The sequence below is a fragment of the Oryzihumus sp. genome, assembly GCF_054325275.1.
This window is the reverse complement of record NZ_JBTCWL010000014.1, coordinates 42,553-65,946: the sequence shown is the minus strand read 5'-3', so window position 1 is coordinate 65,946 and position 23,394 is coordinate 42,553. Positions and strand designations below refer to the sequence as shown.

Below are 23,394 nucleotides of genomic sequence, written 5' to 3'. Positions count from 1 at the left end.
GTCCAGGAGGGGGCCGGCGTCGTCGTGTCTGCCGCGGCGCGGGGCGGGGTCAGCCTGCGGTCGCGTAGCGCTCCAGGACCGCGACCAGGGTGGCGACGCCGAAGCCGGTCGCGCCCTTGTGCGTGTAGCCCCACGGGCCGGACTCGTTGAACGAGGGGCCGGCGATGTCGAGGTGCGCCCACGGGATGCGGGCCTCGCTCTTGTCCTGCTGCGGGATGAACTCGCCGAGGAAGATGCCGGCGGTGAGCATGCCGCCGAACTTGTCGCCCTTGTGCGCGATGTCGGCGATCTGGCTGTCGAGGTTGGGTCGCATGTCGGCCGGCAGCGGCATCGGCCACAGGGCGTCACCGGTGCTGTTGCCCGCGGCGCGGACGAGGTCGCGCAGGGTGTCGTCGTTGGCCATGACGGCGGCGACGCGGTTGCCGAGCGCGATCTGCTGGGCGCCGGTCAGGGTGGCGATGTCGAGGATCGCGTCGGGCTTCTTCTCGCCGGCGAGGACGAGGCCGTCGGCCATGACCATGCGGCCCTCGGCGTCGGTGTCGATGATCTCCACCGTCTTGCCGCCACGCATCGTCACGACGTCGCCGGGACGCTGGGCGTTGCCGCCGGGCATGTTCTCGGCCAGGCACAGGTAGCCGGTGACTGCGACCGGCAGCTGCAGCTCGGCCGCGGCGAGGACGGCGGCGGCCACGGCGGCGGCGCCGGCCATGTCGGACTTCATGGTCAGCATCGAGGCCGGGGGCTTGATGCACAGGCCGCCGGAGTCGAACGTGATGCCCTTGCCGACGAAGGCGATGTGCGCCCTGGCCTTGCTCGGGGCGTAGGTCATCGTGACGATCCGGGGCGGGTTGGCGGAGCCCTGGCCGACGCCCATGATGCCGCCGAAGCCGCCCTTGAGCAGGGCCTTCTCGTCGAGCACCGACACCTTGACGTCGGTCTTGGCGGCGCGCTCCTTGACCGAGTCGGCGAACGTCTGCGGGTAGAGCAGGTTCGGCGCGGTGTTGACCAGGTCGCGGGCGTAGGCGCGGGCCTGCGCCAGGGCACTCGCCCGCTTGACCGCCGCCTTGACGTCCTTGTCACGGGCCTCACCGGTGAGGACGGTCAGCGCGCCCGGGGGCGTGGTGGTGGCGGGCTGGCTGCGGTGGCCGGCGAAGGCGTAGGCGCCGTAGAGCGCGCCCTCGCTGACCGCGCCCACGGCCGCGGCGTCGGCACCGGGCAGGGCCAGGCCGACCTTGGCGACGCCGCCAAGGGCGCGGGTGGCCGAGCCGGCGGCCCGGCGCAGGACCTCGTGGTCCCAGGCGGCACGGGCCGGGGCGGCGCCCAGGCCGGTGAGCACGACCAGCGGGGCGGCCACGCCGGGGACGGCCGGCAGCTTGATGACCTCGTCCGGGGTGCCCTTGGCGGACAGCGCCTTGAGCGCGTTCGTCAGGTGCTCACCGGTGGCTTTGGGCAGGCCGTGGCCGGGCGCCAGGGCGGCGCCGGAGTCGGCCTTGACGGTGGCGAGGACGAGGGCGTCGACCTTGAGGTCGCTCGCCGGGCGGTCGGAGACGGTCAGCGTCGTCACGGGGGTCCATTTCGTCGGGGACGGACAGGGCGGGCGCGGGTCGCCCACGGGGTGTCGCGTGCGGGATCCGGGCCGCGGTCGTGCGCGGGTCCGCGCGCGTCCACCGCCCGAGGATAGCCAGAGGGGGCGGGCGGTAGGTTGCCGCTCATGACCTCGCACCTGTTGACCTCGCCGCTGCACGACCGCCACGTGGCCCTCGGGGCCAAGATGGCCGACTTCGGCGGGTGGGAGATGCCGATCGAGTACCCCGGCGGCGGCGTCGTCCGCGAGCACGCCGCGGTCCGCGATCGGGTCGGCCTGTTCGACGTCAGCCACCTCGGCAAGGCCAGCGTGCGCGGCCCGGGCGCGGCGGAGTTCGTCAACGCCTGCCTGACCAACGACCTGGGCCGGATCGCCCCGGGCAAGGCGCAGTACACCCTGTGCTGCGACGAGACCGGTGGCGTCGTCGATGACCTCATCGCCTACCTCAAGGCCGACGACGACGTCTTTCTCATCCCCAACGCCGCCAACACCGCCGAGGTCGTGCGGCGCCTGGCCGCGGCGGCGCCCGACGGCGTCACCGTCGAGAACCTGCACGACCGCTACGGCGTCATCGCCGTTCAGGGCACCCACAGCGACGAGGTGCTGCAGGCGCTCGGCCTGCCGACCGGGCACGACTACATGTCCTTCGCCGAGGCCGACTGGCAGGGCCGCCCGGTGATCGTCTGCCGCACCGGCTACACCGGTGAGCGCGGCTACGAGCTGGTCCCGCTGTGGGACGACACCCCTGCGCTGTGGGACGCGCTGGTCGAGGCGGCCGCCGCGTTCGACGGGCTGCCCTGCGGCCTGGGCGCACGGGACACGCTGCGCACCGAGATGGGCTACCCGCTGCACGGCAACGACCTCAGCCTCGACATCACCCCGGTGCAGGCGCGCGCCGGGTGGGCCGTGGGCTGGAAGAAGCCCGCCTTCTGGGGCCGCGACGCGCTGCTGGCCGAGAAGCAGGCCGGCGCGCGCCGTACCTCCTGGGGCCTGCTGGCCACCGGTCGCGGTATCCCGCGCGCCCACTGCGAGGTCCGCTCACCCTCCGGTGAGGTCATCGGGGGGGTCACCTCAGGCACGTTCTCGCCGACCTTGAAGCAGGGGATCGCGCTGGCGCTGCTGGCCCCGTCGGTGGCCGAGGGTGACACCGTGGTCATCGACGTGCGCGGCCGCGACCTCGAGGCGAAGGTCGTCAAGCCGCCGTTCGTGCAGGTCCAGGTCCGCGGGGAGTAGTCACCCCGCGTGCGGAAGGAGCACCGCGGCCACGGTGAGGGACGCGGTGACGCCGAGCTCGACCACGGCGCCGAGGACGTCGCCGGTGACCCCGCCCAGCCGGCTGGTGCACCGGCGCAGCACCGCGGCTGCCGCGAGTACGCCACCGGCCCACATCGCGGGGCCGAGCCACCAGGCGGCGCCGGCCAGGACCACCGACACCGAGGCAAGGGCGAGCGCGACGACGGCGCAGGCAACGACCGCCCGGCGCGGGATGCTGCCGGCGACCGTCGCGCCCAGCCCGGACGGCCGGGCGGACGGCACGCCGGTGGCGCAGGCCCAGGCCAGTCCGTGGCGGCCCAGCAGGACCGCCACGCCGGCCGCGACCGCACCGGCCACCGACCCGGCGAGGGCGGTGAGGGCGGCCACCTGCAGTAGCAGGGCCAGCGCGACGGCGGCCACCCCGCTCGGGCCGATGTCACTGCGGCGCATGACCTCCAGGGCCCGCTCGCGGTCATAGCTCGCCGACAGCCCGTCGGCGGTGTCGGCCAGGCCGTCCAGGTGCATCGCGCGGGTGCCCAGCACGAGGCCGGCGACGACCAGCACCGCGACCACCCCGGCAGGGGCGTGCACGGCCCTCCCCACGAGCAGGACCAGCACGACGGGGACGGCGAGGGGCAGCGAGGCCACCGGGGCCAGCGCCATGGCCAGCCCGGCGACCCGCCGGTCGACCCGGTGGGGTGGGGCCACCGGCACCGCGGTCAGCGTGCCGACGGACAGGCGCAGGGCCTCGGCGAGGGTGCCCGACTGCCGTCCCGCCGGCGGAGTGGTCACGCAGTGCTCAGGCCGGGACGACCGGGCAGCCGGACAGGTCCAGCACCCGCCCCGCGACGACGAGGACGACCTTGTCGCACACGGCACTGACCGCGGCGTTGAGGCGGCCCAGCTCGTCGCGGAACAGCCGGCCCGAGGCCGTGTCCGGCACGATGGACAGGCCGACCTCGTTGGTCACCATCACCACGTCGACCACCGCCGAGCGCAGCACCGCCAGGAGCTCTTCGGTGCGCTTCTCCAGGTAGGCGCCGGTGCCCTGGGGGTCGTGCCAGCCGTCGATGTCGTCGATCTGCCGGGCCAACCAGGTGCCCAGGCAGTCGACAAGCACCGGGTTGTAGGCCGAGTCGATGGCGGCGGCCAGCCGCGAGGTCTCGACGGTCGACCACCAGGCCGGCCGACGCATCCGGTGCCGCCAGATGCGGTCGCTCCACTCCTGATCGGTGCCGTCCGGCACCGTGCCGGTGGCGATGTAGGTCACCCGGGTGCGGTGGTCGAGCAGGCTCTCGGCGTAGCGGCTCTTGCCGCTGCGGGCACCGCCCGTCACCAGCGTCGTGGTCATCGGTCAGGGTCCTCGAAGATCACCTCAGCGTCGAAGGCGGCGCGGCGCACCGCCCGGCGCAGGGTAGCAAGCACCGGCCGCCCCGCCACCAGGACCAGCGCCGCCGTCAGCAGGCCACGCGGGACGTCCCAGCCGAGGGAGGTCGCGAGGTAGAACGCGGCGTAGTGGCCGAGGTTGCTGGTCACCTCAGCGCCGGGCACGAAGCCCGCCCCGGTCGGGGCGCTGGCGCCCATGAACGGCCAGAACCACAGGTTCATCACCGCGCCGTAGAGCAACCCCGCGGCCAGCCCGTATGCCGCGAGCATGACCCGCTCGGCGCGTCCCGTCGCGGGCGGCAGCAGGGCGGCCCCGAGGGCCACCCACCCGGCGGAGACCATCTGGAACGGCAGCCACGGGCCCACCCCGCCGGTGAGGAACGCCCCGGTGAGGACCGCGAGGGCGCCGAGGACGAAGCCGGTGCCGCGGCCGAGGACCCGCCCGGCGAGCACGAGCAGGAAGAACATCGGCTCGAGCCCGGCCGTGCCGGCGCTGAGCACCCGCAGGGCGCCGCCGGTCGCCGCGAGCACGCCGAGGACGGCCACGGTGCGCGGGTCCAGCCCGCCGGAGGAGACCTCGGCCAGCAGCACCAGCGCGAGCAGGCCGAGGAGTGCGGCGAACAGCCACGGCGCGTCCTGGCCGTGGGCCAGCCCCGTGCCCGGAGCGACCACGAAGGGCCAGCCGAAGGAGGCCACGCCGACGAGGGTGACCAGCAGCAGCGCCACCGCCCCGGGCCAGCGCAGCGAGATCACGACGCGCGCTCCAGCGCGGCGCTGACGTCGGCGACCGTGAGGTAGGGCAGCGGGTGGACGATCTTGGCGACCTGCGGGGCGAACGCCGGGGAGCCGGCCAGCACGCCGCGGGCCGGGCCCTGGGCGACGACCTCGCCGTCGGCCAGGACGACCACGTCGGTGGCGACCTCGGCGGCCAGCTCGACGTCGTGGGTGGCCAGGAGGACGGTGTGGCCGCTGCCGGCCAGGTCCTGCAGCACGGTGACGAGCCGGGCCTTGGCCTGGTAGTCCAGGCCGCGCGTCGGCTCGTCGAGCAGCAGCACCGGCGGGCGGCCGGTCAGGACCACGGCGAGGGCGAGGCTGAGCCGCTGCCCCTCGGAGAGGTCCCGCGGGTGCAGCTCTCCGTCGACGTCGCCGGCGATGGTGCGCAGCAGCTCGCGGGCCGTCCCGGCGGGGGCGCCGAAGTCGCGGTCGGCGGCGCGACACTCCTGGGCGACGGACTCGGCATACAGGAGCACGGTGGGGTCCTGGGGGACCAGGCCGACGTGGCGAACCAGCGTGGCCGGGGCCGCGCCGGCCGGGTCGAGCCCGGCCACGATGGCACGTCCGGCGGAGGCGGGGAGCTGGCCGGACAGCGCGCCCAGCAGGGTGGACTTGCCGGCGCCGTTGCGACCCATGACGGCCGTGACCGTGCCGGGGCGCAGCGCCAGGTCGACCCCGCGCAGGGCCACCAGCGGGCCGCGGCGCACGACCAACCTGTGGGCCTCGACCGTGGTGGCGGCCTCCACCGGGACGATGCCTGTCGGCTCGGGGGCCGGATCAGCGTGCCGTGCCGCGCCGTCCGCCTCGAGCTTCCGCCGCAGCGACGCCGCGCGGCGCCGGGCGTCGCGCACCGACAACGGCAGCGGGGCCCACCCGGACACCCGGCCCAGCCCGATGACGGGCGGGAAGACGGGGGAGCCGACCATCGCCTCGGCGGGGTCGAGCAGCGGGGACACCTGCCCGTCGCAGACGAGCAGCACGCGGTCGGCGTGGTGGATCACCCGCTCGAGCCGGTGCTCGGCGAGGACCACGGTCAGGCCGACGTCGTGGACCAGGCGCTGCAGGGCCGAGAGCACGTCCTCGGCGGCCACCGGGTCCAGGGCGGACGTGGGCTCGTCCAGGACGAGGATGCGCGGGCCCGCGGCCAGCACCGCGCCGATGGCGACCCGCTGCTGCTGGCCACCGGACAGGTCGCGCAGGGCACGGCCCCGCACCTCGGCCAGGCCGAGCAGGTCGAGGGTCTCCTCGACCCGGCGGCGCATCGCCGTGGCGTCGACGCCGAGCGCCTCCATGCCGTAGGCGATCTCCTCCTCGACGGTGTCGGTGACGAACGAGGCGACCGGGTCCTGCACGACGACGCCGACGAGGTCGGCCAGGTCGCGCGGCCGGTGGGTGCGGGTGTCGCGGCCGTCCACCACGACCCGGCCGCCGAGGGTGCCGCCGGAGAAGTGCGGGACGAGGCCGTTGATGCAACGCAGCAGCGTGGACTTGCCGCTGCCGGTGGGGCCGACGACGAGCACCAGCTCGCCCTCGGGGATGGTGAAGTCGGCGCCGCGGAGCGCGGGGGTCGGCGCATCGGCATACCGCACGCTGACGTCGTGGAACTCGATCACGCTGGCACCTGGACCTTCTCGCGGGCAGGGACGGTGGCGGCGGCGCGCTGCGGCGGCGGCGGGCTGACCCAGGCGGCCAGGGCGGCGACCCCGATGGCCAGCACCGCGACCACGGGCAGCTCGGGCAGCATGGCCGGGACCTGGACCGGGGTGATGCCCGGCCAGCCCTGGTCGCTGGCGATGAACATCACCACGGCTGGGACGATCCCGCACGCGGCGACGGCCCACTCCGGCAGGGCCCACGGGTCGCGGCGGTAGCGGGTCCGCGGGTCGCGGTGGGCGCCGGTGGCCAGGGACGCCCCGGCGAGGAGGACGCCCAGCACGAGCAGCGGCAGGCCCATCAACGGCGGGCTGGACCCGTCGAGCAGGCCGTAGAGTCCGGCGACGACGCCGAGCAGGCCGAGCACGGTCAGCGCGCTGGCCCGGCGCCGGGAGGCTGGCGTGCGGTGCACGGCTCGACCGTACCCGCGGGACTCCATCGAGGCGGCCAGGGCGAGCGAGCGGTCCAGCGCGCCCTCGAGCACGGGGACGGCCAGGCGGGCCATCTCGCGCAGCCCGCGGCCGGAGTGACCGCGCAGCCGGCGGGCGGCCCGGACACGGCCGGCGTCCTCCACCATCTGCGGGGCGTAGGTGAGCGCGACGACCACGGCGGTGCCCACGTCGTACAGCGTCGCGGGGACGTAGCGCAGCAGCCGCCGCGGGCTGGCCAGCACGTTGGTTGCGCCCAGGCAGGCCAGGATCGCTGCCAGCCGCAACCCGTCGTATGCCGCAGCGAGCACGCCTTCCAGTGTCACCGCACCGCCGAGGCGCACCCCGGCGGTCCAGGCCGGCAGCGGGACCTCGGGCAGCCGGAACAGCACCACCCGGCCGGTGACGCCACCGCCGAGCAGGGCGGCCATGAGCACCCGCAGCCCGACGGCCACCAGGCCGATGACCAGGAAGCCGGCGAAGGCGTTGGACGCCCCGAGCTCACGGCGCTCCAGGACCACCCAGGCCGCGACCGCCCCGATGAGCAGGAGCAGGAACGGGTTGGTCGTGCGCGAGGCGGCCGCGGCCAGGCCGACGCCCCAGACCCACCACGCGACGGGGTGCAGCAGTCGCGGGAGGCTGGGGCGATCGGCGGCCGTGAGCACGGGGGGTCCTGGTGCCGGTCCGGGTCAGGCCGAGGTGCGGCGGCGCAGTGCGACCGCGCCGACGACGAGCGCGGCCAGGACGATGACGCCGACGAGGACCAGGGTCGAGGTGCTCGTGCCCGAGGACGCCTTGGCGGCCGCCGGGGCGTCGGCCTTCTTCGCCGCGGCGATGGCGACCGGGGTGTCCGCGGCCTTGGCGGCGGCCGAGACCTGCTTGACCTCACCGCCGCAGCCGGCAGCCGGCCAGCTGTCGATCGCACAGGTCAGGCCACCCTCGGAGCGCACGCTCGCGACCGCGGCCAGGACCTCGGCGCCGGTGGCCTTGGTGTCGACGACGGCGCACTTGGCGGTCGGGGCCGGCGGGGTGCCCCTCTCGGCGTCGGCCGGGCGGCCGTAGTCCAGGACCAGGCCGACACGCTTCTTGCCGGCGACGGCGGGGGTCGCACCGCAGACGTCCTCGAAGGTGGGGGTGGCCCGGGGCAGGCGGGTGGAGCTCTCGTCACCGACGGCGAAGCGCCAGCCCTCGATGGCGCCGTCCTGGGGGGTGAACTTGTCCGGGCCGGTCTGGGCGAACACCCACTTGCCGGAGTCGAGGTGGTAGTAGCCCCAGTAGCGGTAGGCGGCCGCCTGGGCGGCGCCGACGGGGGCGATGACGGCGGTGAACAGGGCTGCCACGAGAGCGGCGAGGGCGAGCAGGGCAGCCGGGCGCAGGGGGCGCTGGGCGGTGGGGCGCGAGTGGGACATGAACCTCTCCTCGCGGCCGGTGGCGAGAAGGGCAGGGGGCCGGGGCCGGGTCTGCGCCTTCGGCTCCGGTCCGCATTCCACGACGGACGATCAACACTGGAGCCGACGCCCACGGCAGGTGCTCCGGCTCGCCGTCGCCGGGTCGCCTGAGCGGCGACTGCGGTGACGGCCTACGGTTGCGGGTCAGCGCCGGACTTGGACCGGCTTCCCCTGGCTGCAGACGTGCGGTGCTCGCACGGTCCCACGCGGCATCGAGGGGTGTCAAAGTGGTCCCCGCCACGAGGAGAGGTGCCCCATGAGCAGACGCGCCCGCGCCGCCGGACTGGCCCTCGGCTTCGCCGCCGACGCGCTCGTCGGGGACCCACGGCGCGGGCACCCGGTGGCCGCGTTCGGGCGGGTCGCCCGGGCGGCGGAGCGCCGGTGGTGGGCCGACAGCAGGCCGAGGGGCGCGGCGTACACCGCGGGCCTGGTGGCCGGCGCGGCCGGCCTGGGCTGGGCCGGCGAGCGGCTGGTGCGCGGCAGTGCCGTCGGGGAGGCGGCGGTCGTCGCGGCGGCCTCGTGGAGCGTGCTCGGCGGCACGTCGCTGGCCCGCGAGGGGGCCGCGATGTCGGGGCTGCTGCGCGAGGGTGACCTGCCCGGGGCGCGCCGTCGGCTGTCGCACCTGTGCGCGCGGGACGCCACCGGGCTGGAGGCCGGCGAGCTGGCCCGTGCCAGCGTGGAGTCGCTGGCGGAGAACACCTCCGACGCGGTCGTGGCCCCGCTCCTGTGGGGTGCCGTGGCGGGGGCGCCGGGCCTGCTCGGCTACCGCGCGGTGAACACCCTGGACGCGATGGTGGGCTACCGCTCGCCGCGGCACCAGCACTTCGGATGGGCCTCCGCCCGGCTCGACGACCTCGTCAACCTCGTGCCGGCGCGGGTGGCCGCGCTGCTTGCGACGGCGACGGCGTGGTTCGTCGGCGGCCGGGGCGACGACGCGTGGCGGGTCTGGCAGCGTGACGCGGCGGCGCACCCGAGCCCGAACGCCGGCCCGGTCGAGGCGGCGTTCGCCGGGGCGCTGGGGGTCAGGCTGGGCGGCGTGAGCCGCTACGGCGACCACGAGGAGGACCGGGGCGTGCTCGACGGCGGACGAGAGGTGCGGGTGCGTGACCTGCGCCGCGCCGTGACCCTGTCGCGGGCCGTGTCGGTGTCGGCGCTCGCGGTGGCGGTGGTCGTCGCGGCCGGGGCCGGGAGGCGTCGTGGCTAGGGGGCTGCTGGTCGCCGGGACCACCTCCGACGCGGGCAAGAGCCTGGTCACCGCCGGGCTGTGCCGCTGGCTGGCCCGGCAGGGCGTGCGGGTGGCGCCGTTCAAGGCGCAGAACATGTCCAACAACTCGATGGTGTGCGCCGACGGGGCGGAGATCGGCCGCGCCCAGTGGTTGCAGGCGGTGGCCGCGCGGGCAGTGCCCGAAGCGGCGATGAACCCGGTGCTGCTCAAGCCCGGGTCGGACCGGCGCTCGCACGTGGTGCTCATGGGCCGGCCGTTCGGCGAGCTCCAGGCCGGGGAGTGGGCCACGGGGCGGAAGGTGTTGGCGCAAAGGGCGTTCGAGGCGTTCGAGGACCTCGCCGGACGCTACGACGTGGTCGTGGCCGAGGGCGCCGGCAGCCCGGCGGAGATCAACCTGCGCGAGGGCGACTACGTCAACATGGGCCTGGCCCGGGCGGTCCACCTGCCGGTCGTGGTGGTGGGCGACATCGACCGCGGCGGGGTGTTCGCCGCGATGTACGGCACCCTCGCGCTGCTCGACGAGGCCGACCAGGCGCACGTGCGCGGTTGGGTGGTCAACAAGTTCCGCGGCGACCTCGGCCTGCTGCAGCCGGGGCTGCGCATGCTGGAAGAGCGCACCGGGCGGCCGGTGCTCGGCGTCCTGCCCTTCCTGTACGACGTGTGGCTGGACTCCGAGGACGCCCTCGCCATCGCGGGATGGTCGGGCGGGGACCGTGGGGCCGGCGGGGCCGGTGGGGACGCCGCCCAGGCGGCGGTGGCGACCCTCTCGGTGGCGGTGGTCCGCTTCCCGCGGGTCTCCAACGCCACCGACGTGGACGCGCTGGCCGCCGAGCCCGGCGTGGACGTGCGCGTCACCGCCGACCCCGACGTCGTCGCGGGCGCGGACCTGGTGGTGCTGCCCGGCACCCGCGCGACGCTGTCGGACCTGGCGTGGCTGCGTGAGCGCGGGCTGGCCGACGCCGTCCTGGCCCGGGCCGCTGCCGGCCGGCCGGTGCTCGGGATCTGCGGTGGCTACCAGATGCTGGCCGAGGTGGTCGACGACTGTGCCGCCGTAGAGTCGCGTTCTGCCACAACGGTTCCCGGACTCGGACTGCTGCCGACACAAGTGACCTTCGCGCCGGAGAAGCTGCTGGGGACCCCGCGGGGTGAGTGGCGCGGGCAGGAGGTCACGGCATACGAGATCCACCACGGGAGCGCCACGTTGCGGCCGGACGCCGCCGGCGTGAGCCCGTTCCTCGACGGGTGGAGCCGGGGCGCGGTGCACGGCACGACGTGGCACGGCGCGTTCGAGGCCGACGGCTTCCGGCGCGCGTTCCTCAGCGAGGTCGCGCAGCAGGCCGGGGTCGCGTGGGTGCCGCAGACCGCCGCGCCCGGGTTCGCCGCGCGGCGGGAGGCCATGCTCGACCGGCTCGCCGACGCGGTCGAGGAGCACCTGGACACCGCGGCGCTCGGCGCGCTGATGGGCCTCGAAGGCTGAGCCCGGGGGCGTAGGTTGCTCAGGCCGACGGCTTGACCGCCAGCACGGGGCACTCGGCCTCGAGCAGGATCTGCTGCGCCGTGCTGCCGGTGATGAGCTTGCCGACGGGGGAGCGGCGGCGCAGGCCGATGACGATCAGGTCGGCGCCGACCTCACGGGCCGCGGCGAGGATCGAGTCGCCCGCGGCGGTGTCCTCGGTGGGCTGGCGCACCTCGTGGGGCACGCCGGAGGCGGCGAGCTGCTTCTCGAGGGCGTCGAGGTCGCGGCCCTCGGCGAAGTTGGGGTCGGCGTAGTCGCCGTGGTGCACGGCGTTGACGACGACGAGGCGGGCGTTGTCGCGCTGCGCCTGAGCGACGGCGGCGTCGACCGCGGCCAGGCCCTCAGGGGTGGGGATGTAGCCGGCGAGAATGATCACGGGACGGGCTCCTTGGTCGGGGTCAGTCGGGCCAGGTGGACAGCCTCACCGTGAATCCTGCCGGATCGGACCACATCTCGACGCGGTCGCACAGCATGCGGGCGAGCCAGAGCCCGCGGCCGGAGGCAGCCAGGCCGTAGGGGTCCTCCGGCAGGTAGCCGGCGAAGTCGTCCGCGAACCCGGAGCCGTGGTCGCTGACCGTGCACGCCAGCCGCTGCGGGGCGGCCCACAGCCGCACCCACACCGGCGGCAGGCCGTGCACCAGGGCGTTGGCGGCCACCTCGCTGAACGCGGCGATGAACTCCTCCGAGGCGTCGGGGTCGGTGCCGACGGAGTGCATCGCCCGACGGAAGTCCTCCCGCAGCTGGGACAGAGCCATCCTGTCGTGAAGCACCGCGCGCATCGACGGGGTCGCCTCGATCTGCTCGTCGGCCGGCGGCATGGCCCGGGCGAACGCCTCAGGGTCCAGATAGTCCGGGTTGGTCTCCCATGTGGCGCCGGAGCGAAGCCGTGGGTGGGTCATCCGCCCGTAGCGGATGGCCTCCGGCGGGAGCCGCCGCGCGTCATACAGGCACAAGGTGGTGAGCGGGAACGCTGCGAGCGCCCGGTTGACGTAGGCCTCGTAGCGCGCCCACTCCTGCCACAGCAGCGGGTTCTGGCCGAAGTCGGTGTCGCTGACCAGCCAGACGCGGCTGACGCCCTCCTCGAGGGCGTCCTCCATCATCCGGCGGTAGCCGTCGAGGGCCATCGTGCTGCGGCGGTACTGCCCGCCGCCGGGAAGCAGCTGCAGGCGGTCGTCGCCCAGAGCGTCGGAGAGCAGGCCGCACTGCTGCTCGTTGCACACGGCGACGGCCGCGCCACCGCTGGTCAGCCCCTCACGCAGGAATGGCGCGGCGGCCGCGAGCAGCTCCTCGTCAGAGGTGTGGATGAGGGCGTTGTGCACCAGCCCCTCGAGGGCCGGTGTCATGGCCGGCCCGTGACCACCGCGACGCCCGGCATCTCGTCGACCCCCATGAGGTGCAGGGTGCGGTCGACGACCGGTTTGGGTGCCACCAGGACCACGCCGCCGCCGCCCCGACGGAAGCGCTCGGTGGAGCGGGCCAGGGCCCGGCAGCCCGCGACGTCGATGAAGTCGAGGGAGCGCACGTCGAGCCAGAGCAGGTCGTCGTCGGGGCCGGCGGCACCGGGCTCGTCGTGCAGCCCGGTCGCCTGCTGCAGCACGGCCTCGAGCACGCGGTCGTTGCTGACGTCGACGCTGCCGACCAGGCACAGGCCACCCTCCGCGGGCGAGCTGCGCAGCTGGGTCTCGCGCAGGCCACCGAGGTGGGACCCGGTGGCGCGGCGCAGCCACCAGCCGGTGGTGCTGCCCTGGTCGTACTGGCACAGCGCGGACACCGGCCGGGTCGCGCAGAGCACGTCCATGGCGTCCTCGTAGTGCTCGTAGTCGTCCTGCGCCACCTTGGAGAGCGCGACGCGGGCCTCGGCGGACAGGCGGACCCGGTGGAACCCCTCGTCGAGGGCCCGGTCCACGAGCGCCGCCTGGCCCTCGCGGGGGTAGAAGTCGCCGACCGGCAGGACGACGAGGCGTCCCTCCTCCACCGCCGCGGAGGTGTCGAGGCCGCGCTCGTGCAGCACCCCGAGCAGGCTGCGGTCGGGGGACTCCTCGGAACGCTCGGCGTAGATGACTCGCTCGTCGGACTCGAGGCCGTGGCGGACCCACTCGGCCACCGCGTCGCCGCGCTCGGCCTCGCTGCGGTGCAGCAGGAGCAGGTGACCGTCCCAGCCGACGGCGGGCGTGCCCTGAGTGGCGGTCGCCATTGCACGAGGGTACGCCTGCCGGGGGAGCCCGGGACAGGGTGCGGATAGGCTCGCGCGACACCTTCGACGGTGCGGCAGGAACTCCGGTGACGGCCACGCGGTATGCCGTGTGGCCCAGTCCGGGGCGGTCCCGCCACTGTGGGCGCGTACGCGCGCGAGCCAGGAACTGCGGCCGTCGACCGCGATTGACCTTTGACCCGAGGCGTGGACACCTCGAGGAAGGCCGGTGCCGTCGTGCGCTCGACAGACCCCACCCAGCAGTCTCGACCTCAGGTGGAGGGTCAGGGTGATCCTCCGGTGGACGGTGCGGGTGGGGGGACCGTCGCCGTGGTCGGGATCGGCGCCGACGGCTGGGCCGGGCTGACCTCGCCAGCGCGGGAGGCGCTGCGGTCGGCCGGGGTGGTGCTCGGCGGTCACCGCCAGCTGGACCTGCTCCCGGCGGAGGTGCCTGCGCGGCGCGTCGCCTGGCCCACGCCCCTGCGTCCGGCGCTGGCCGAGATCGTGGCCGAGCACCGCGCGGCGGGGCTGGTGGTGATCGCCAGCGGCGACCCGATGTGGTTCGGCATCGGGCGGGCGCTCGTCGAGGAGCTCGGGAGCGAGACGGTGCACGTGCTGCCTCATCCGTCCTCGATCTCGTTGGCCTGCGCCCGGCTCGGCTGGCCGGTCGAGGACGCGACCGTGGTGAGCGCGGTCGGCCGCCCGGTGGCGGGCGTGGCCCGTGAGCTGTACGACGGGGTGCGCTTGCTGGTGCTCAGCGCCGACGCCTCGACGCCAGAGGCGGTCGCGGACCTGTTGCGGGACAGGGGGTTTGGTGCGAGCGAGCTCGTCGTGCTCGAGCAGCTGGGCTCGGCCTCCGAGCGCCGGGTCGAGGGTGTCGCCGCCACCTGGGTGGCCGCCGCGGGAGCGGCGCTGAACGTCGTGGCGGTGCGCTGCCGGCGCTCGCCTGAAGGGGCTTCAGGTCCGCGCCTGTCGCTGGTGCCGGGCCTGCCGGACGAAGCGTACGAGCACGACGGTCAGCTCACCAAGCGGGAGGTGCGGGCGGTGACCCTGGCGGCGCTCGCCCCGGCACCGGGGGAGCTGCTCTGGGACGTCGGTGGCGGGTCCGGGAGCATCGCGATCGAGTGGATGCGGTCCCACCGCACCTGCCGTGCCGTGTCGGTGGAGGGCAGGCCCGACCGGGCGGCGCGGATCACCGGCAACGCCGCGCGGTTGGGGGTTCCTGGCTTGCGGGTGGTGACGGGTGTGGCACCCGCGGCCCTGGACGGCCTGCCGGCACCGGACGCGGTGTTCGTCGGCGGCGGCCTCACCACGCCTGGCCTGCTGGAGGCCTGCTGGTCCGCCCTGCGCCCCGGCGGGCGGTTGGTCGCCAACACCGTCACGCTGGAGTCCGAGGCGCTGCTCGCCCGATGGCACGCCACCCACGGCGGGGATCTGACCCGGGTGGGGGTCGCGCACGCGGTGCCGGTCGGCGGGTTCACCGGGTGGCGCGCGGCGATGCCGGTCACCCAGTGGTCCGTGGTGAAGCCGGAGGCCTTCTCGGCGCACGGAGCGCAGGACGCGGCGGAGGTGGCGCGGTGACCGTCCACTTCATCGGAGCCGGCCCCGGCGCAGCCGACCTCATCACGGTGCGCGGGCAGCGGATCGTCGCAGCCTCCCCGGTCTGCCTGTATGCCGGGAGCCTGGTCCCGCCCGAGCTGCTGGCCCAGTGCCCGCCCGGCGCCCGCCTCGTCGACACCTCCGGGCTTGACCTGGACCAGATCACCGCCGAGCTCGTGGCCGCCCACGCCGCGGGGCTGGACGTGGCCCGGCTGCACTCGGGCGACCTGTCGATCTACAGCGCCGTCGCGGAGCAGGTGCGCCGGCTCGACGCGGCAGGCGTGCCGTGGGAGATGGTGCCGGGCGTGCCCGCCTTCGCCGCTGCGGCGGCGGCCCTGGGTCGCGAGCTGACGGTGCCCACGGTCGGGCAGAGCGTGGTCCTGACCCGGCTTGCCCAGCGCGCGACGGCGATGCCGCCGGGGGAGGACCTGGCGACCTTCGGCCGCAGCCGGGCCCTGCTCGTCCTGCACCTGGCGACGCACCTGGTCGACCAGGTGGTGGCGGAGCTGGTGCCGCACTACGGCGCGCAGTGCCCTGCCGCCGTGGTGGCGATGGCCAGCCGGCCGGACGAGGTGGTGCTGCGCGGCACGCTCGCGGACATCGCCGGTCAGGTCCACCAGGCCGGTATCCGGCGCACCGCGGTGATCCTCGTGGGCCAGGTGCTCGGGGCCGAGCAGTTCGACGACAGCTACCTGTACTCACCCGGTCGCGACCGCAGCGGAGACCAGTCGCCCGCCTGCGCCCCGGATCGCGAGGGGGCATGAGCTCCGGCGTTCAGCGTGGTCTGTGCGTTCAGCGTGGTCCCCGCGGGGCGGCGCGGCCGAGGATCGCTCCGGCGCGGTCGATGCAGATCGCGTCCACGGTCACCGACGCGCCGCGCAACACCCCGAGCGCGACGTCGCGTGCCTGCTCCGCGACGAGGTCACCCAGCGGCACCCCTGCCTCGAGGCAGCGCTGGGCCGCCTCCAGCCCGGTGTTCGCCGCTGCCACTGCCGCCACAAGCGGCTCGTCGGCGCCGGCCTCCCGGGCCAGGCCTGCGAGGAAGCCGATGTCGACCTGCGAGCGGCCCGAGTGCAGGTCGAGGTGACCGGCCGCGAGCTTGGACATCTTGGCGAACCCGCCGGCGATGGTCAGCCGGTCAATCGGGTGGCGCCGCAGGTACTTCAGGACCGCGCCGGCGAAGTCGCCCATGTCCAGCAGGGCGTCGTCGGCCAGGGCGTACTCCGCGATCGCGACACGCTCGGAGGTCGAGCCGGTGCACCCCGCGACGTGGGTGTGCCCGATGGCGCGGGCGACGTCGATCCCCCTGCGGATGCTGTCGATCCACGCCGAGCAGGAGTACGGCACCACGATGCCGGTGGTGCCCAGGATGGACAGGCCGCCGACGATGCCGAGGCGAGGGTTCCACGTGCGACGCGCGATCTCCTCGCCGCCATCCACGGACAGCTCGACCACCACGTCACCGCGGTCGCCGTGCCGCTCGGCGATGGTCGTGATGTGGTCACGCATCATCTGGCGCGGCACCGGGTTCACCGCCGGCTCGCCCACGGGGAGCGGCAGGCCGGGGAGGGTCACGGTGCCGACGCCGGGTCCGGCGACGAAGGTGACGCCGGCACCGGGCTCACCGCGCCGCACGGTCGCCCGCACGAGCGCCCCGTGGGTCACGTCCGGGTCGTCCCCGGCGTCCTTGACCACTCCCGCCATCGCCCATCCGTCGCCGGCGTCCTCCACCGCGAGGGCGAACGCCGGCTGCTGGCCCTTGGGCAGGGTGATGGTCACCGGGTCGGGGAACTCGCCGGTGAGCAGTGCGGTGTATGCCGCGGCCGTCGCCGCTGTCGCGCACGCCCCGGTGGTCCAGCCGCTGCGCAGCCCGGTGCGCTCGAGCTGGGCCGGGCGGCCGCCCTGCTGCGGCGTCGGTGTCGTCTGCTCAGCCACGGCGGGTCGGGTTCGTGAGCTGGCGGCAGCGAGTCCTTGTCCTGGGTGGTACGACCGAGGCCAGGGAGCTGGCTCGGCGGCTGGCGACGGAGGGGCAGGTGGAGGTGACGAGCTCGCTGGCGGGTCGGGTGCGCGACCCTGTCCTCCCCGAGGGTGAGGTCCGGGTGGGCGGCTTCGGGGGAGAGGCAGGGCTGGCCCGATGGCTCGTCGAGCGGTCCATCCACCGGGTCATCGACGCCACGCATCCCTTCGCCGCCACGATCACGTCTCACGCCGCCCGGGCTGCGACGCAGGTCCATGTTCCCCTGCTGGTCCTGCGTCGTCCCGCGTGGGTGGCCGGGCCGGGGGACCGGTGGCACGAGGTGGGCTCCCTCCAGCAGGCTGCGCGCATCCTGCCGGGCCTCGGCCGCAGGCCACTGCTGACGACCGGCCGTCAGGGGGTGGACGCCTTCGCAGATCTGGACGAACTGGCGTTCGTCGTGCGCACAGTCGACCCACCGGACGTGCCTCTGCCGCGGCGGCACACGCTGCTGCTCGACCGAGGGCCATACACCCTCGCCGGTGAGCTCGACCTGATGGTGCGCCACGCCATCGACGTCCTCGTCACGAAGAACAGCGGCGGGCACGCGACCGCGGCCAAGCTGGAGGCGGCGCGGCGGCGCGGCATACCGGTGGTGATGGTGAGCCGGCCACCGCTGCCCGGGGGCGTCCCGGTCGTACACGGTGTCGAGGACGCGCTGGCGTGGCTCGGTGACTCTCACCAGTGACGGGCAGGCGGACCGACGCGCGTGTGCGGCGGACGTCCCCTCAGGCGGCGAGGTCGCGGTAGTCCCGAGGCCTGCTGACATGCTCCATCCCGGACGGCGTGGTCCAGGTGCACACCGCGTCGGCTGACATCTGCACCCGCCAGCCCGCCTGGTGCTTGAGTCGGTGGTGGTGTCGGCACAAGGCCATGAGGTTGGCCTCGTCGGTCGGCCCGTCCGGGAACCGGAGCACATGGTCGAGGTCGCAACCGGTCGCGGCCACCGCACACCCGGGGAACCGGCAGGTGCCGTCGCGGGTGCGCACGGCGCGGGCCAGGGCGGCGTTGGGTCGGTAGGTCGTCGGGTCGGACCGGAGCACCTGACCGGTGACTGGGTCCAGCAGGAGCCGGCGCAGCGGGGTGTCGCAGCCGTTGACCAGGCGGCTGACGACGTCCATCGGGAGGATGCCGTGCCGCGGGAGCTCGACACCGACGACGCCGGGCTCGGACGGCACCGGCACGGTGAGCTCCAGCACGGTGGTCACGCTCGCGTTGCCGAGGATGAGGTCGATCATCGCGTCGGCGCGCGCCTGGTCCAGTGTCCGGCGGTGCGGCGTGGCCGCGTCACGCGCCAGGTAGTCGCGGGCCAGCGCGTCGATGGCTGCCCAGGCCTGGGCGCTGACATGGGTGGGCTGGTCGGCGCACCACTGCGTCATCCCGGGCTCGGTGCCCGGCCGCGTGAAGACGAACCGTCCCTCCGGGGCGCGCTCGGCCCGGCGGCGCAGGGCGTCGGGGTCGATGCGGGCGACCGCCCGACGGGCCCGTGCCCGCAGCTTCGTCGAGGTCAACCCGGTCGCGTCCGGCACTTCCCGGCCGAACCGGTCGAGCACTGGCTCGTCGGGCAGCAACGTCTCCTCGAGCACCGCGGCCTGCGCGTCGGACAGGTGCTGGGCCTCGGTGCCGACCAGCCCGGCGCGGTAGGCGTCGAGGCGGCCCTCGCGCATCGCGGCGAGGGTGCGCGGGAGCCGGCCCAGATCCCTGGCCAGAGCGACCCGCAGGTCCGCGGCCCGCCCGGTGAGGCACAGCAGCGGCGCGATCCGGTCGGCCACGAACTCCCACTCGTCGTCCGTCCCACCTGTCGGGACGGTCGTCCCGACAGGTGCGCCGACAGGGATGGCCTCGAGCCACTCCCGCTCACGCGCGGCGATCGCGGCGATGGTCTGCAACGCCAGGGCATCGACCGCGTTCTTGACCCGCTGGGCCGCCAGCACCACGGCCTCGCCGGTCCCGGCGGTCACTGCCGCCAGCTCGTCCGCGCTCAGCGCATCGAGGAGCGCGGCGAGCTCGCCCATGGGCGTCTGCCGCACCTGCTCCACGCTGAGTTCGAACATGTGTCCAAGACTAGAGCGGGGTGCCGACACACCTCGTCGCCCGTCCACAGGCACGCCCCTCACCGGGCACGCCCCTCACGGGGAACCTCCCTCGCCGGGCGCGCTCATGAGCCAGAGCGCCCACGGCGACTGGTCAGCCTGGCTCAGGTCTCCCCGCCGATGTCGACGACGTATGCCTCGTAGACCAGGTCCGCCCCGGCCTGCCGGTGCCGCGCCAGCGAGCGCAGCAGGTCCGCGCACCCCTCACGCAGCGACTCGACGCCGGCCGTGTCCACCACGCCCTCCGCGTCCTGAACCAGCGTCTCGACCACCGGCAGCAGGTGGGTGTGCTCGCGGTTGAGCCGGGCCACCGCTCCCGCGAGGCGCGGTGAGCTGGCGACCACCTGGGCGAACAGCCCGTCGGGCGCCTGCGTCACCTCGACGTGCACCCGCAGGTCCGCGGACAGCTCGACCAGGGCGGCGTGCACCCGCTCGGCCCACGCGGCGACGCGGCCGGGGGCGGGTGCCGTCAGCGCCTGCTCGACCGCGGCGATCGACTCGCCCATCTCCGCGCGCCGGCGGCGCAGGACCTCCAGCTCCGGTGGCAGTGTCCGGGTCGGTGTCGTGGTCTCAGACATCGGTGCCTCCCAGCGGGACGAGGGGCCGAACCCATGGTCCGCCCGCCGGTGGTCGCCGTCCAGACCCGCCGGAGCGTCGCCCAAGCTCCCGTATGCCGTGCCCTCGCCACCCGGCGTCCCCGTCAGACCGCCGGCTCCTCCGGGTAGCGCCGCGGCGTCCACACGACCCGCTGGCCGTCGGCACGGCGCACCGCCTGCGTCTGCGAGGAGCCGACGATGAGCAGGGTGCGCATGTCCACCTCAGACGGCTCGAGGTCGGCCAGGCCCACGACCCGCACCGACTCCTCCGGGCCGCCCACGTCACGCGCCACGACCACCGGCGTGTCCGGTGCGCGGTGTTCCAGCAACAGCTCACGCACTGCGGCGACCTGCCACGTGCGGCTGCGCGAGCCCGGGTTGTAGAGGGCCAGGACGAGGTCGGCCGCCGCAGCCGCCGCCACGCGCCGGCTCACCACCTCGAACGGCTTGAGCCGGTCGGACAGCGAGATCGTCGCGAAGTCGTGCCCCAGGGGAGCGCCGACCCGGGCCGCAGCCGCGTGGGCCGCGGTCACGCCGGGCAGCACCCGGACCGGGACGTCGGCGTAGGTGTCCTCGCAGGCCACCTCCAGCACGGCGCTCGCCATGGCGAACACCCCCGGGTCGCCGGAGGAGACGACGGCCACCCGACGGCCGGACCGGGCCAGGTCGAGGGCGAAGGTGGCCCGCTCGGACTCGACCTTGTTGTCCGAGGCGTGCCGCTGCTGGCCGGGCCGGGAGGGCACGCGGTCGATGTAGGTGCCGTAGCCCACCAGGTCGTCAGCGGCGGCGAGGGCGCCGCGGGCCTCGGGGGTGAGCCAGGTCGGTCCCGCAGGCCCGAGGCCCACGACCACGACCTCACCAGTGCGGCCCTGCGCCGGCGCCGGGTCCTCCGCAACCGCAACGGTTCCCGCGGGCGCGCCTACCTCGCTGGGCACCAGGGCGACGGAGAAGTAGGGCACCGACTCCTCGTCGACGTCGGCCAGCCGGCCGGTGCGCTCCCCGGCCATCGTGGCGCGCTCGACGTACCACGCGTCGTCCAGCCGCCCGGCCCGCTGCAGGGCCCGCCGCACGGCCGGGAAGGTGCGGCCCAGCTTGAGCACGACCGCAGAGTCGGTCGAGGACAGCCGCGCCGCGAGCTCCTCCTCCGGCAGCGTCCCCGGCAGCACCGTGAGCACCTCACGGTCCTCGACCAGGGGCCGGCCCACGCGGCTCGCGGCGGCGTTGACCGAGCTGATCCCCGGGACCACCTCGGTGGGGTAACGGTGCGCCAGGCGCTTGTGCATGTGCTGATAGGAGCCAAACAGGAACGGGTCGCCCTCACACAGCACCGCCACGTCGTGACCGGCGTCGAGGTGGGCCGCCAGCCGCTGCGCCGCCTCCTCGTAGAACTCGTCCAGGACCGCGCGGTAGCCGCCGGGGTGGTCGGGGGTCTCGGTGGTGACCGGGTAGACCAGCGCCTCCTCGACCTGGTCACCGCGCAGGTGGCCGGCGGCGATGCTGCGGGCGATGCTGCGCCCGTGGCGGGCCGAGTGGTAGGCCACGACGTCCGCCGCGCCAATGAGCTCGACTGCCCGCAGGGTCATCAGGTTCGGGTCCCCCGGACCCAGCCCCACGCCATACAGACGCCCGGTTCGCTTGTCCGACAAGCTCATTCGACCTCACTCGCGATCGCGTTGACAGCGGCGGCGACGATGGCGCTGCCGCCTCGGCGTCCCCGGACCACCACGTGCTCCAGGCCGAGGTCGCTGTCGACCAGGGCCTGCTTGGACTCGGCCGCCCCGATGAACCCCACCGGTATGCCGAGCACTGCCGCCGGGCGCCACGGCACGGTGCGCAGGTGGTCCAGCAGGTGGAAGAGGGCGGTGGGGGCGTTGCCGATGGCCACGACCGCGCCGTCGAGGCGCTCGCCCCACAGCTCCACGGCCGCTGCGGTGCGTGTGGTGCCGAGCTGGCGGGCCAGGGCGGGGACGCGCGGGTCGGAGAGCGTGCACACCACGTCGTTGTCGCGGGGGAGCCGGGCGCGGGTGATCCCGCTGGCGACCATCTGGGCGTCACACAGCACCGGCGCGCCGGCCCGGAGCGCGGCGCGGGCCTGCGGGACGGCCCCCGGGGTCGCCACCACGTCACCGGCCAGGTCGACCATGCCGCAGGCGTGGATCATCCGCACGACCACCTGGGCGGTGGCCGGGTCGAACGCCGCGAGGTCGGCCTCGGCGCGGATCGTGGCGAACGACTGCCGGTAGATCTCTGCGCCGTCCTTCTCGTAGTCCATGCGTGTCTCCATCAGGGGGTGCGCCGGGCGGCCGAGACCGCCCCGGCGAGGGCTTGCGTCGAGGCGTCGGCGGCGAGGGTGGTCGTGGTGGGGAGATCGGCGATGTCGTGCCGCTCCAGCGCGTAGTGGCCCCCGGGCTGGGCGACGACCTCCACCCGGGCGCCGGTGGGGTGGCCGCAGCGCCGCTCGCAGCCTGACCAGTGAAGGGGCAGAAGCGTTGTGCCGGAGGCTCTCTGGGCCCCGAACGACGCCACGGCATCGGCATGGACGTCGGCGAGCGACTTGGCGCAGCCCGGCCGTCCCGTGCAGGCCGTGACCCCCGCCCTGGGCGACCGGGCGTTGGTGACGAACCCGGCCGAAGCCAGGGAGGCCAGGCCCGTGGTGCATCCCGCGACCTCGACGCCCGGGATGACGATGCCCCGCCAGGGAGTGAGTCGCAGGTCTCCGACCGCGGTCCGGGCCAGCGCGACGAGAGCCTGCCAGGAGGCGGCTGGTGCACGTCCGAGCGGTGCGGCGACGGACAGCACCGCCGGGCCCTCCGGGGACCGGACCACCCCGAGGGCAGGCCCCTGGCGGCGGCCGGCGGAGGGCCGCAGTCCCGGATCGGACTGCTCGTGGGGGACGGCCCGGTCGTCCAGGAGATGGCGGACAGCGGCCAGCAGGTCCAGCGGGCTGCTGACCAGGTCGCGGACCCGCCAGGAGTCGGCTCCGGCAGCGGCTCGCGCCGCGAGGAAGGACTCGACCGCGCTGGCCGCGCAGCGGGCCGCGTCGCCCGCCGCCACGGTCAGGCCGGTCGGCAGACCGGCCAGCAGCAGCTCGGTGACGCGCTCGGCCCGCGCGACCAACGTCACATCGGCGTCGAGCGCGGCGACGTCGTGACGACCGTCGTCGAACGCGACGAGGAACCGGCCGGAGAGCTCGGCCAAAGCCGTTGTGCCACGCAGGATCTCGTCGTAGTCGCCGACGGCGGGCGTCAGGTCCGACAGGCCGCGTCCGTCCAGGCCGGACAGCGGCGACAGCAGGACGTTGCGGGCGCGGTCGTGGGCCACGGACGGCAGGAGGCCCACGGCATACAGCCGGTCTGCGAGGTCGCCGCCGCAGGACGGCGCCAGCCCTCTGACCTGGAGGTTCCCCCGGGAGGTCACCTCGAGCGAGCCGTCACCGAGCTCCGTTGCCGCACAAACGATCTCATCCATCTGGTCGGCGCTGAGGAGGCCGCCGGGGATCCGGATCCGGGCTACTGACCCGTCGTCGGCATGGTGCAGCCGGACAGCCCCGGGGCACCGGTCTGGGCGACCGCGCGACAGGGTCGGTGGGGTCGCCGGTGGACGGTCCGGGGCGGGCATGGCGGTGGAGCATA

General features: G+C 75.0%; 22 protein-coding genes. 6 read left to right on the top strand and 16 right to left on the bottom strand.

Annotation, left to right across the window (positions count from 1 at the left end):
- Nucleotides 1–49: 49 nt before the first annotated feature.
- Nucleotides 50–1,564 carry a leucyl aminopeptidase gene (locus ACXVGS_RS05615; protein WP_458528329.1) on the bottom strand — a complete coding sequence of 505 codons (1,515 nt, stop codon included), beginning with the start codon at nucleotides 1,562–1,564 and terminating at the stop codon, nucleotides 50–52.
- Between the two features lie 147 nt (nucleotides 1,565–1,711).
- Between ACXVGS_RS05615 and gcvT the strand changes: the two genes are divergently transcribed.
- Nucleotides 1,712–2,818 carry a glycine cleavage system aminomethyltransferase GcvT gene (gcvT, locus tag ACXVGS_RS05610; protein ID WP_458528328.1) on the top strand — a complete coding sequence of 369 codons (1,107 nt, stop codon included), beginning with the start codon at nucleotides 1,712–1,714 and terminating at the stop codon, nucleotides 2,816–2,818.
- On the opposite strand, the gene ACXVGS_RS05605 is transcribed toward gcvT, so the two are convergent.
- The 6 genes from ACXVGS_RS05605 to ACXVGS_RS05580 are packed head-to-tail and all read right to left on the bottom strand — an operon-like array spanning nucleotide 2,819 to nucleotide 8,489.
- Nucleotides 2,819–3,631 (bottom strand): adenosylcobinamide-GDP ribazoletransferase, encoded by an 813-nt coding sequence (locus ACXVGS_RS05605; protein ID WP_458531754.1) that lies wholly within the window; start codon nucleotides 3,629–3,631, stop codon nucleotides 2,819–2,821.
- Nucleotides 3,632–3,638: 7 nt separating this feature from the next.
- Nucleotides 3,639–4,190: a bifunctional adenosylcobinamide kinase/adenosylcobinamide-phosphate guanylyltransferase gene (gene cobU, locus ACXVGS_RS05600; protein WP_458528326.1), complete on the bottom strand. Its 552-nt coding sequence runs from the start codon at nucleotides 4,188–4,190 to the stop codon at nucleotides 3,639–3,641.
- Complete coding sequence (locus ACXVGS_RS05595) at nucleotides 4,187–4,978, bottom strand: ECF transporter S component (RefSeq protein WP_458536720.1); 792 nt, start codon at nucleotides 4,976–4,978, stop codon at nucleotides 4,187–4,189. The genes cobU and ACXVGS_RS05595 overlap by 4 nt, the downstream gene beginning before the upstream one ends.
- Nucleotides 4,975–6,612, bottom strand: coding sequence for an ABC transporter ATP-binding protein (locus ACXVGS_RS05590; protein ID WP_458531753.1), 1,638 nt, complete (start codon nucleotides 6,610–6,612; stop codon nucleotides 4,975–4,977). The genes ACXVGS_RS05595 and ACXVGS_RS05590 overlap by 4 nt, the downstream gene beginning before the upstream one ends.
- Nucleotides 6,609–7,745 carry an energy-coupling factor transporter transmembrane component T gene (locus ACXVGS_RS05585; RefSeq protein ID WP_458536719.1) on the bottom strand — a complete coding sequence of 379 codons (1,137 nt, stop codon included), beginning with the start codon at nucleotides 7,743–7,745 and terminating at the stop codon, nucleotides 6,609–6,611. Before ACXVGS_RS05585 ends, ACXVGS_RS05590 begins: the two co-directional genes overlap by 4 nt.
- Before the next feature lie 24 nt (nucleotides 7,746–7,769).
- A complete protein-coding gene (locus ACXVGS_RS05580; RefSeq protein ID WP_458528322.1) occupies nucleotides 7,770–8,489 on the bottom strand; it encodes an SCO2322 family protein in 720 nt (239 codons plus the stop codon).
- A gap of 295 nt (nucleotides 8,490–8,784) precedes the next feature.
- Here ACXVGS_RS05580 and ACXVGS_RS05575 point away from each other — a divergent pair, with 295 nt between their 5' ends.
- Together ACXVGS_RS05575 and ACXVGS_RS05570 are read left to right on the top strand one after the other, a co-directional pair.
- The gene (locus tag ACXVGS_RS05575; RefSeq protein ID WP_458528321.1) at nucleotides 8,785–9,732 is read left to right on the top strand and encodes a cobalamin biosynthesis protein; all 948 of its coding nucleotides are present in this window, start codon (nucleotides 8,785–8,787) and stop codon (nucleotides 9,730–9,732) included.
- Nucleotides 9,725–11,230 carry a cobyric acid synthase gene (locus tag ACXVGS_RS05570; protein WP_458531751.1) on the top strand — a complete coding sequence of 502 codons (1,506 nt, stop codon included), beginning with the start codon at nucleotides 9,725–9,727 and terminating at the stop codon, nucleotides 11,228–11,230. Before ACXVGS_RS05575 ends, ACXVGS_RS05570 begins: the two co-directional genes overlap by 8 nt.
- Nucleotides 11,231–11,249: 19 nt before the next feature.
- Here the strand turns inward: ACXVGS_RS05570 and ACXVGS_RS05565 are convergent, their stop codons facing one another.
- From ACXVGS_RS05565 to ACXVGS_RS05555, 3 genes are read right to left on the bottom strand one after another with little or no spacing between them, the layout of a single operon-like run.
- Entirely contained in the window at nucleotides 11,250–11,645 is a 396-nt protein-coding gene (locus tag ACXVGS_RS05565; protein ID WP_458528319.1) for a universal stress protein, read from the bottom strand.
- Between the two features lie 22 nt (nucleotides 11,646–11,667).
- On the bottom strand, nucleotides 11,668–12,612 hold the full coding sequence (locus ACXVGS_RS05560) for an anti-sigma factor RsbA family regulatory protein (protein ID WP_458528318.1): 945 nt from the start codon (nucleotides 12,610–12,612) through the stop codon (nucleotides 11,668–11,670).
- Nucleotides 12,609–13,463: an MEDS domain-containing protein gene (locus ACXVGS_RS05555; protein ID WP_458528317.1), complete on the bottom strand. Its 855-nt coding sequence runs from the start codon at nucleotides 13,461–13,463 to the stop codon at nucleotides 12,609–12,611. Before ACXVGS_RS05555 ends, ACXVGS_RS05560 begins: the two co-directional genes overlap by 4 nt.
- 297 nt (nucleotides 13,464–13,760) lie before the next feature.
- Between ACXVGS_RS05555 and cbiE the strand changes: the two genes are divergently transcribed.
- Nucleotides 13,761–15,041, top strand: coding sequence for a precorrin-6y C5,15-methyltransferase (decarboxylating) subunit CbiE (gene cbiE, locus ACXVGS_RS05550; RefSeq protein ID WP_458531750.1), 1,281 nt, complete (start codon nucleotides 13,761–13,763; stop codon nucleotides 15,039–15,041).
- Nucleotides 15,038–15,823, top strand: a complete 786-nt coding sequence (cobM, locus tag ACXVGS_RS05545) for a precorrin-4 C(11)-methyltransferase (RefSeq protein WP_458528315.1) — start codon at nucleotides 15,038–15,040, stop codon at nucleotides 15,821–15,823. Before cbiE ends, cobM begins: the two co-directional genes overlap by 4 nt.
- A gap of 28 nt (nucleotides 15,824–15,851) precedes the next feature.
- Here the strand turns inward: cobM and ACXVGS_RS05540 are convergent, their stop codons facing one another.
- Complete coding sequence (locus ACXVGS_RS05540) at nucleotides 15,852–16,994, bottom strand: cobalt-precorrin-5B (C(1))-methyltransferase (RefSeq protein WP_458528314.1); 1,143 nt, start codon at nucleotides 16,992–16,994, stop codon at nucleotides 15,852–15,854.
- Between ACXVGS_RS05540 and ACXVGS_RS05535 the strand changes: the two genes are divergently transcribed.
- Nucleotides 16,976–17,761: a cobalt-precorrin-6A reductase gene (locus ACXVGS_RS05535; RefSeq protein ID WP_458528313.1), complete on the top strand. Its 786-nt coding sequence runs from the start codon at nucleotides 16,976–16,978 to the stop codon at nucleotides 17,759–17,761. The genes ACXVGS_RS05540 and ACXVGS_RS05535 overlap by 19 nt on opposite strands.
- 40 nt (nucleotides 17,762–17,801) lie before the next feature.
- Here ACXVGS_RS05535 and ACXVGS_RS05530 read toward each other — a convergent pair whose 3' ends face one another.
- From ACXVGS_RS05530 to cobG, 5 genes are all read right to left on the bottom strand, one after another.
- Nucleotides 17,802–19,127 carry a DUF222 domain-containing protein gene (locus ACXVGS_RS05530; RefSeq protein WP_458531749.1) on the bottom strand — a complete coding sequence of 442 codons (1,326 nt, stop codon included), beginning with the start codon at nucleotides 19,125–19,127 and terminating at the stop codon, nucleotides 17,802–17,804.
- Between the two features lie 143 nt (nucleotides 19,128–19,270).
- Nucleotides 19,271–19,744, bottom strand: coding sequence for a hypothetical protein (locus tag ACXVGS_RS05525; protein ID WP_458536718.1), 474 nt, complete (start codon nucleotides 19,742–19,744; stop codon nucleotides 19,271–19,273).
- Between the two features lie 122 nt (nucleotides 19,745–19,866).
- Nucleotides 19,867–21,414 (bottom strand): precorrin-2 C(20)-methyltransferase, encoded by a 1,548-nt coding sequence (locus ACXVGS_RS05520; protein WP_458528310.1) that lies wholly within the window; start codon nucleotides 21,412–21,414, stop codon nucleotides 19,867–19,869.
- Nucleotides 21,411–22,034: a precorrin-8X methylmutase gene (locus ACXVGS_RS05515; protein ID WP_458531748.1), complete on the bottom strand. Its 624-nt coding sequence runs from the start codon at nucleotides 22,032–22,034 to the stop codon at nucleotides 21,411–21,413. The genes ACXVGS_RS05520 and ACXVGS_RS05515 overlap by 4 nt, the downstream gene beginning before the upstream one ends.
- Before the next feature lie 11 nt (nucleotides 22,035–22,045).
- Complete coding sequence (gene cobG / locus ACXVGS_RS05510; protein WP_458528308.1) at nucleotides 22,046–23,380, bottom strand: precorrin-3B synthase; 1,335 nt, start codon at nucleotides 23,378–23,380, stop codon at nucleotides 22,046–22,048.
- Nucleotides 23,381–23,394 lie beyond the last annotated feature (14 nt).

What these genes read in the sequence shown, in the direction of transcription:
- ACXVGS_RS05575 (WP_458528321.1), top strand. Translation starts at nt 8,785, where the DNA reads ATGAGCAGACGCGCCCGCGCCGCCGGACTGGCCCTCGGCTTCGCCGCC.
- gcvT (WP_458528328.1), top strand. Translation starts at nt 1,712, where the DNA reads ATGACCTCGCACCTGTTGACCTCGCCGCTGCACGACCGCCACGTGGCC.
- ACXVGS_RS05525 (WP_458536718.1), bottom strand. Translation starts at nt 19,744, where the DNA reads ATGTCTGAGACCACGACACCGACCCGGACACTGCCACCGGAGCTGGAG.
- ACXVGS_RS05515 (WP_458531748.1), bottom strand. Translation starts at nt 22,034, where the DNA reads ATGGACTACGAGAAGGACGGCGCAGAGATCTACCGGCAGTCGTTCGCC.
- ACXVGS_RS05520 (WP_458528310.1), bottom strand. Translation starts at nt 21,414, where the DNA reads ATGAGCTTGTCGGACAAGCGAACCGGGCGTCTGTATGGCGTGGGGCTG.
- cobG (WP_458528308.1), bottom strand. Translation starts at nt 23,380, where the DNA reads ATGCCCGCCCCGGACCGTCCACCGGCGACCCCACCGACCCTGTCGCGC.
- ACXVGS_RS05560 (WP_458528318.1), bottom strand. Translation starts at nt 12,612, where the DNA reads ATGACACCGGCCCTCGAGGGGCTGGTGCACAACGCCCTCATCCACACC.
- ACXVGS_RS05580 (WP_458528322.1), bottom strand. Translation starts at nt 8,489, where the DNA reads ATGTCCCACTCGCGCCCCACCGCCCAGCGCCCCCTGCGCCCGGCTGCC.
- ACXVGS_RS05555 (WP_458528317.1), bottom strand. Translation starts at nt 13,463, where the DNA reads ATGGCGACCGCCACTCAGGGCACGCCCGCCGTCGGCTGGGACGGTCAC.
- ACXVGS_RS05530 (WP_458531749.1), bottom strand. Translation starts at nt 19,127, where the DNA reads ATGTTCGAACTCAGCGTGGAGCAGGTGCGGCAGACGCCCATGGGCGAG.
- cobU (WP_458528326.1), bottom strand. Translation starts at nt 4,190, where the DNA reads ATGACCACGACGCTGGTGACGGGCGGTGCCCGCAGCGGCAAGAGCCGC.